This window comes from Alcanivorax sp. HI0083 (assembly GCF_001635175.1).
In genome coordinates this window covers 1-503 of the sequence record NZ_LWFX01001318.1, presented here as the reverse complement: position 1 = coordinate 503, position 503 = coordinate 1, and the positions used below count along the sequence as shown (strand labels likewise).

Genomic DNA, 503 nt, shown 5'->3' with positions numbered 1-503 from the left:
CCGATCAGTGAGGCGACCAAGCGCTATGACGATAACCTGGTGACGGTTGTGGGCCAGGATGGCAACTCGGTGAAGGATCAATCCGCGTTTCAGATCAGTGAAACCCCCTGGGACTACGTTAACCGGATCACCGGTAACAACTTCGGTGGAGCCGCTACCGCCGGTTCCGCCAAAACCTTCTCTCTGGATTCGTCCACCAAACAATGGTCAGACAGCACCGTCTATGGTGAAACAGAACTGGGCGGGTTGTTCGATTTCTTTGGCTTTGAAGCCGGGGGCGAATACAAAAAAGTGTCGACAGAGCACTTCTCCAGCCAGTACGACATCAGCTTTGCCTTTGAAGATGTCTCCATCGTCACGGTGACCCCGGGCAACTGGTTTAACGCGGCCATGCCGGCCAACTACCTGAATGGTCCGTTCATGCCGGGTCATTCCGGTTTCAAGAACGGCGACGATGCCTATTACTTTGGCAAGGGCGGCAACCTGGCACGTATCGTTTCACA

The 503-nt window shown here is 54.7% G+C and carries 1 protein-coding gene; it reads left to right on the top strand.

The genetic code is table 11. The features are described 5' to 3' along the window. A partial coding sequence (locus A3754_RS27955; RefSeq protein ID WP_197468735.1) for a hypothetical protein occupies window positions 1-503 on the top strand: 503 nt, incomplete at both ends.